Origin of the sequence: Streptomyces ipomoeae 91-03 (assembly GCF_000317595.1) — a bacterium.
Classification (GTDB): Bacteria; Actinomycetota; Actinomycetes; order Streptomycetales; family Streptomycetaceae; genus Streptomyces; species Streptomyces ipomoeae.
The window spans coordinates 1-4,406 of sequence record NZ_AEJC01000673.1 but is presented as its reverse complement, the minus strand read 5'-3'; the positions used below and the strand labels follow the sequence as shown (position 1 = coordinate 4,406).

The window sequence follows — 4,406 nt, the reverse complement described above, 5'->3', positions numbered from 1 at the left end:
CACAAGAGTGGGACCACGCCCTGAAGGAGGCCCACCGATGTCCCATACCGTCACCGTCACCGTCGCCGTCGACGGCTCCCCCGAGAGCCTTGCCGCGGCCGATTGGGCTGCCCGTGAAGCCGTGCTCCGTGCGGCCGTACTGCGAGTGGTGCACGCCGGTGAGCAGCAGCCGCACGCCTACGTGCCGTTCGCTGGGGAGGCCGTACCGGCGCCAGGCGCCGACCTCTCCGCGCGTATGTTGCGCGAGGTCGCCGCAGCCCTCAGGCACCGTCATCCAGGCCTGCGGATTACCGCCGAGCAGGTCGACGGGCAGCCCGCGAGGGTGCTGCGGGCCGCCGCCGAGGAGGGCGAGCTGCTGGTGCTCGGATCGCGGGGACTGGGGCCGGCGGCCGGCTTCCTGCTCGGCTCCGTGTCCTCGGCCGTGGTGGCCCGGGTGGAGCGGCCGGTGGTCCTGGTACGCCCCAGCGCCGGCGTCACGGCCCAGCACGGTGCGGATGCCTCCGAGACCGCGCCATACCGCGAGATCGTACTCGGCCTCGATCTGAACAACCCCCACGACGCCGTCCTCGGGTTCGCCTTCGGCGCCGCGTCTCGCCGCGGCGCCGACTTGCGCGTCGTCCACGGCTGTAGTCGGCCCGCATACCCGGTCGACGTCGCAGGCGCCCCGGAGGAGCGGCCCGGGAGCGAACCGCCCGAGCTGCTACGAGTGATGCTGATCGACACACTGCGCCCGTGGCGGGAGAAGTTCCCCGACGTCGAGGTGGCCGACGAAGCCGTGGTCGGCCAGGCGGGCTCGCATCTGGCCGACGCCTCCCGAAACGCCTCGCTGGTCGTCGTCGGCCGTAAGAGTCGCCATGCCTTGCTCGGCCCGCACATCGGCCCGGTGACCAACGCGGTGCTCCACCACTCCGCCGCACCTGTCGCGGTCGTTCCCCACGACTGACCCGCCACCGCTGCGGCCGGCATCGTCTCCAGCGCGGTGGTGGCGATCTCCCGGGTCCGCATCGCGGCTCCTCACTCGTTCGGGGAGCCACCGGGGTGGGCGCGGCTCCCCGTGTGCCCTGCACCCGCCTCCGTCGCCGAGGAGCCGGCGAGGGCCGCCTGTCCCTGGCTGCGGGCCGAGCGTCCCGGCCCGTGGCCCACAGGGGCGGAGCGCGACGGGGTGGTCAGGTGGCGTCCAGCGCGGTCAGGAGATCGGGGTGCACGTCGAGCAGGTGATCGGCTCCGGTGATGCGGAGCACCTTGCGGCTGATGCGGTGGCCTGCCGTGACCCGCAGAACCCGGCCGCATCGCGCCGCCACCGCGTGCGCGCGTTCGAGGAAGATGACGCCGGCCGTGGTCAGGAGCGGGCAGCCGAGGTCCACGATGACCGTCCGTTCGGGGCTCTCCCTGATCAGGGTGGCGAGTTCGCCCGCGAACTGGTCGGCATTGGCGATATCGACGACCTCGTTCACCTCCACGATCCGGTGGCCGTCGAGGTCGTAGATCAACAGGGCCATGGTCGGCTCCGGCACAGTGTCATTGCCCCACGGCGAGGGCCGAGGATGCCTGGAAGGGGCATCTCCTACCGGCTACCCCATACCGGCGGTTCATACCTGCGAACCGGCCGGAACCTCCGGCGTTCGCAGCTTGCCGCCGGTCCGCTGCTTCTTCCCGGCCATCCGCGGGGCACCCCCACGATCCACCACACTCAGCCCTGGCGCTTCGGCATGCACCCGGCCACCCGGTCCATCGAGGTCCACGCCGACCGCAGCCGGGCCCTGCAGCTCGCCGACCCCGACCTGCGCGCCCTGCACCTGTCGGCCGGCGCCCCGCAGTCTTCAATCTCCGTGTCGCCGCCGCCCACCTGGGCCACCGTGCAGGTGACCGCAACCGCCGACGCCCCTCGGGACTGTCGCGCGCTCGACGCGGCCGGCGCCCGGCGCCGCACCAGCCGACTGCCCTTCACCGGCCGCCCGATGCCGGAGCCGACCGTCGCCGAAATAGCCGCCGCCGAAATAGCCGCCGCCGCCCGGATCGAGGGCGCGCACGGCAGAGAGCCGGGCCTGGATCACCCCGCCCGGATCGAGCCCGTATCGAGCCCGTACGGAATTCCGGTGCCTTGCTGTGGACCGGCTCGATGGAGTGGCCGGACCTCCGGGAGACGATGCGCGCCCCTGGGACAAGGCGGTGCCATCCGCAGTTGCTGATCCGCTTCGGCTACGGCCCCGAGGGCGAGCGGACTCGGCGGGCAGCAGCACGCCCGGACGTCCGACCGGTCAAGGACTGGGAATCGGCAACGCCGGCGGACGGTCTCTCCGGCGACCGGACCGACGAGGTGGGCTCATGAAAACCAGTCGTGCGGGCCGGTCGTGCCGCACTGGTCTCCGAGACCACTCATCCGACTGACCAATGGGGAGCCCGTGGAGTACGACTGGCACGTCCGCACGGAGAACGCCATCGCCTGGGCGCGGGGACATCTGGGATCGACCGCCTACACCTCCCGATGCCTGGCCTTCGTCGAGGACGCCTACGAACGCCCCAACCGGGTGGAGATCTCCGGCGGCGACTACGCCGGCGAATCCGCCGAGCTCTACCGGGTGAAGGACAACACTGGGGAGCCCCCGGTGGGCTCGTTCGTCTTCTACGACTGCCGCGGCGAGATGCTCGGCCGGCGGCAGAACCGGGGACATGTGGGGCTGTGTGTCGGCGACGGCCTGGTCATCCACGCCTGGGACCGCGTCCGGATCGACCCGTATCCGGTGATGGAGAACCTCGCGGGCCCTCCCGCCTGGGACGCGCCCAGCCATGTCGGGTGGGCGCCGGTCGAGCGCGTCTTCCAGGGATGCCGGCCGAAGGACTGGACGGCGGAGGGCGATGCGGTCACCGCCGCGAGACGCATGCAGGCCGCCAGATTAGGGGGCGGGGCGGCGTCAACCTGACGCACGTGAGTGTCACCGACAGCCACTGTGCGGCACGGGGTGTTTCGGGACAGGGCGGGGAGCTCAGGTGTCGACGACGGGGGAAGCGACGACCGTCTGGGTCATCACGTCGCTCACGATGTGAGGGACGCCGTCCATGACGCCTCACTGGTTGTCTCGGGTTCATGACTGGATCACCGGAGGTTGCCGCTGCCGTACGGGGCGTACAGGTCCAGCAACCGGGTACGGGCCGAGCGCAGCCGGTGGGCGAGCACGTCACCCACCCACATCGCGACCGCCTGTCCCAGGTCGGGGTCGTCCTGGCACATCGAGCGGACGGCGGCGGCATCGAACTCGTACGCCCGCACCGGGGTCACGGCCTCGGCACCCATGTGCCAGGAGTGCGGGGCGAACAGCCACGACCAGCCGACCAGTTCGTCGCGTCCGAGGGACTCGATGACGGCTGCCTTACGACCCGGCACGTGCATGTCGAGTTCGATCGTGCCGGTACGGATGATCCAGAAGCGGTCGGCGTGTCCGCCCTCCTCGAAGATCCGCGTCCCTTGGGCGAACGAAACCTCGCGGGGGAGCTGCATGAGCCGGTCCCGGTGCTCGGCGGGCAGCGCCCGCAGCATGGTGGCCGTGAGAGGAGCGTTCATGACGTGCCTCCAGAAAGGGCGTAGGGACCTACGACTCCAGTGTGTTCCCGCCTCGTGCCCCGGGCCATGGGCCACTGGGCCCTCAAGCCGGGCCACTCAGCACCCGATGAAAGCCCTTCGGCGTCCTGTGTCGAAGGCGCGTGCGGTGTTCGCTGAGGATGGGGGGCTTCCCCGAGGACGGGGGACTTCCCCGCAGCGGGACGAGGGTGAACAGCGTGGGTACGTCATTGACTCCAGCGTTCTGGAGGCTGTCCGCGGTCCTTCTGGCGGCCTCCGTGGTGATCACCTTCGTGGTGAGCACCGTGCTCGACGCGCTTGTGGTGCGGGCACGGCGTCGCCGCGCCCAAGGCCGGTCACCGATGACACGGACGACCGAGACGCCTCGTCGGCCCGACAAGACCGCCGTGCCTCATTGAGCGAAGGGTCGGCAGTCCGTCGACGGTCCGCAGCCGAACAGGGGTGGCCGTCAGGCCAGGACCGATGGGCCCCCGATGGGGCCGTGTGGCACACGGAGGACGGCCGACCGCACCCACCGCCCGGACCGGATGTCCTCGCCGCACAGGAACGCACCGTGGTCGCGACGCTGCGCCCGTGGTGCGAGAAGTTCCCCGAGGTCCCTGTCGTCGAGACCGTGGCGGAGGGCCGGGTCACCGCCGAAGTCGTGCGCGCGTCGAGCGGGGCCTCCCTGGTCGTGGGCCGCCGGAAGCGGAACACCAGTCTGGGCGACCACATCGGCCCCGTCACCCACGCTGTGCTGCACCACGTCGGCTGCCCCGTGGCCGTCGTCCCGCACGACTGACCACATCTGGGGGCACTCCGGGAACGAATGTCCGAGGCAGTGCACGCA

General features: G+C 71.3%; 6 protein-coding genes. 4 read left to right on the top strand and 2 right to left on the bottom strand.

What is annotated here, in order from left to right:
- Positions 1 to 37 precede the first annotated feature (37 nt).
- On the top strand, positions 38 to 943 hold the full coding sequence (locus STRIP9103_RS44315) for a universal stress protein (RefSeq protein WP_048822296.1): 906 nt from the start codon (positions 38 to 40) through the stop codon (positions 941 to 943).
- A gap of 223 nt (positions 944 to 1,166) precedes the next feature.
- Here the strand turns inward: STRIP9103_RS44315 and STRIP9103_RS44310 are convergent, their stop codons facing one another.
- Positions 1,167 to 1,499, bottom strand: a complete 333-nt coding sequence (locus STRIP9103_RS44310) for an STAS domain-containing protein (RefSeq protein WP_048822294.1) — start codon at positions 1,497 to 1,499, stop codon at positions 1,167 to 1,169.
- A 210-nt stretch (positions 1,500 to 1,709) separates the two neighbouring features.
- Between STRIP9103_RS44310 and STRIP9103_RS50485 the strand changes: the two genes are divergently transcribed.
- Together STRIP9103_RS50485 and STRIP9103_RS44300 are read left to right on the top strand one after the other, a co-directional pair.
- On the top strand, positions 1,710 to 2,189 hold the full coding sequence (locus STRIP9103_RS50485; RefSeq protein WP_009343085.1) for a hypothetical protein: 480 nt from the start codon (positions 1,710 to 1,712) through the stop codon (positions 2,187 to 2,189).
- Between the two features lie 213 nt (positions 2,190 to 2,402).
- On the top strand, positions 2,403 to 2,921 hold the full coding sequence (locus tag STRIP9103_RS44300; protein WP_009343092.1) for a C40 family peptidase: 519 nt from the start codon (positions 2,403 to 2,405) through the stop codon (positions 2,919 to 2,921).
- Positions 2,922 to 3,094: 173 nt separating this feature from the next.
- Here STRIP9103_RS44300 and STRIP9103_RS44295 read toward each other — a convergent pair whose 3' ends face one another.
- The gene (locus tag STRIP9103_RS44295; RefSeq protein WP_009343081.1) at positions 3,095 to 3,559 is read right to left on the bottom strand and encodes a Crp/Fnr family transcriptional regulator; all 465 of its coding nucleotides are present in this window, start codon (positions 3,557 to 3,559) and stop codon (positions 3,095 to 3,097) included.
- Between the two features lie 499 nt (positions 3,560 to 4,058).
- On the opposite strand from STRIP9103_RS44295, the gene STRIP9103_RS44290 reads away from it, so the two are divergent.
- Positions 4,059 to 4,358: a universal stress protein gene (locus tag STRIP9103_RS44290; RefSeq protein ID WP_009343095.1), complete on the top strand. Its 300-nt coding sequence runs from the start codon at positions 4,059 to 4,061 to the stop codon at positions 4,356 to 4,358.
- Positions 4,359 to 4,406 lie beyond the last annotated feature (48 nt).